The 1855-nt window shown below is 72.8% G+C and carries 2 protein-coding genes; one reads left to right on the top strand and one right to left on the bottom strand.

The window, feature by feature from the left end:
• Positions 1-270 precede the first annotated feature (270 nt).
• Positions 271-1158: a methylenetetrahydrofolate reductase [NAD(P)H] gene (metF, locus tag AC0CYZ_RS05360; RefSeq protein ID WP_472213065.1), complete on the top strand. Its 888-nt coding sequence runs from the start codon at positions 271-273 to the stop codon at positions 1156-1158.
• 16 nt (positions 1159-1174) lie between these two features.
• Here metF and AC0CYZ_RS05355 read toward each other — a convergent pair.
• Positions 1175-1855 (bottom strand): DUF3153 domain-containing protein (locus AC0CYZ_RS05355; protein WP_472213063.1); only part of this gene is annotated, 681 nt, incomplete at its 5' end.

Genomic DNA, 1855 nt, shown 5'->3' with positions numbered 1-1855 from the left:
CGGCGCGCGTCCAGGAACCGGCGCAGTGCGTCGGTGACGGCCGTGGGCAGGTCGGCGTCGACGGTGGCCTGGACCTCCGCCGGGTCGTCCCAGATCAGGGGGCCGCCCGGGATCTCGAGCGTCCGACCAACGGTCATCCGTGCTCCTCTCGCCGGGCCGCCAGGTAGAGGGTAGGCACCTCCGGATGAACCGGCCGGATGGGCGCTGAACGGGGCGTCGGGCGTCACACGAGTGCTCCCGGGCGGCCCGCCGACTGCGTATGGTCACCGAATGGCCACTGTCACGGAACGCATCCAGCGTGGGACGCCGACCTTCTCGGTGGAGTTCTTCCCGCCCAAGAACGACGAGGGCGAGCGGACCCTGTGGAACACGATCCGGTCACTCGAGCCGCTCGATCCCGCGTTCGTCTCGGTGACCTACGGGGCCGGTGGCTCGAGCCGCGACCGCACGGTGCGCACGACGGGCCGGATCGCCACCGACACCACGCTCACCGCGATGGCGCACCTCACGGCGGTGGACGCCTCGATGGAGGACCTCCGCCACGTGATCGGCTCCTACGCCGAGGCGGGCATCTCCAACGTGCTCGCGATCCGGGGCGACCCGCCGAACGACAAGGACGCCGAGTGGGTCCCGCACCCGGCGGGCCTGCAGTACACCGAGGAACTGGTGCACATGGTCCGGCGCCTCGGGTCGTTCTGCGTGGGCGTGGCGGCGTTTCCCTACCTGCACCCGCGCTCGGTCGACGAGGACATGGACACCCGTTTCTTCGTGCAGAAGGTGAAGGCGGGCGCGGAGTTCGCCATCACCCAGATGTTCTACGACGCCGAGCAGTTCCTGCGGATGCGCGACCGCATCGCCGCCGCCGGCTGCGAGATCCCGATCATGCCGGGCCTCATGCCGATCACGAACCCGAAGGCGATGGAGCGCGGCGCGGACTTCTCGGGCTCCGCGCTGCCGCAGGCGATGGTCGAGCGCCTCGAGCCGCTGGTCGACGACGCCCCCTCCTTCCGCGAGGCGGGCATCGACCTGTGCGTCGAGCTCTCGCAGCGGATGTACGACGAGGGCGTCGGCAACATCCACTACATCAGCATGAACCGGCACCCCGCCGTCGTGGACGTGGTGCAGCGCCTCGGCGTCGCGGCCCAGCCCGCGTCCTGACGGGGTGCCGTCGGCCTCAGCGGCGGGCCCGGCGGTCGGTCCGGGGGCGGGTGGCCGCGGCGAGGGCGAACACCACGCCCGCGGCCACCAGCACGACCGCGACCAGCAGCAGCGCCCAGCTCACCCAGGACGGCGCGTTGGGGTCCGGGTACTCGGCCACGGCGTTGACCTCGCCGACCTCGCCGGGAGTGAACGTCCACGAGACGACGCCCTGCGAGACGGTGCCGTCGGTCTGGCGGACCGGGCCGGGGAACGCCATCTTGAGCTGGACGTCGGCGCTCTCCGGCGACACGCGGGTCAGGTCGACCTGGCCCGAGAGGATCACGCGGTCGCCCGCGCGGCGCAGCTGCAACCGGATCGCCGACGACGTCGTCGGGCTGATCTGCGGGAGCAGGCGCGAGACGTCGTCGAAGCTCAGGTCCTCGAACGCCAGGTGCGAGCCGACGTAGCCGTCCTGGTCGTAGCGGGTGACCGTGACGTCGCCGGACAGGTCCGAGGGCACCTGCAGCGGCGGGCCGTTGCCGCCCGGGGCCCCGTCGGGGGTCCCGACGTCGATCGTCCCCGACACCGTGTCCTGCGGGGACACCGCGAGGCCGGCCCGCACGCGCACGCACCCGGTGCCGAGCAGCGCCACGAGCGCGAGCACCGCGGCGAGCAGGACCAGGGAGCGCCGGCGCGCGGCGGGCCGGGGGGAGCG

Source organism: Actinomycetospora sp. (assembly GCF_055612215.1).
This window is presented reverse-complemented; position numbering and strand designations above follow the sequence as displayed.

Coding starts and splice junctions, on each gene's coding strand:
- metF (WP_472213065.1), top strand. CDS start 271: ATGGCCACTGTCACGGAACGCATCCAGCGTGGGACGCCGACCTTCTCG.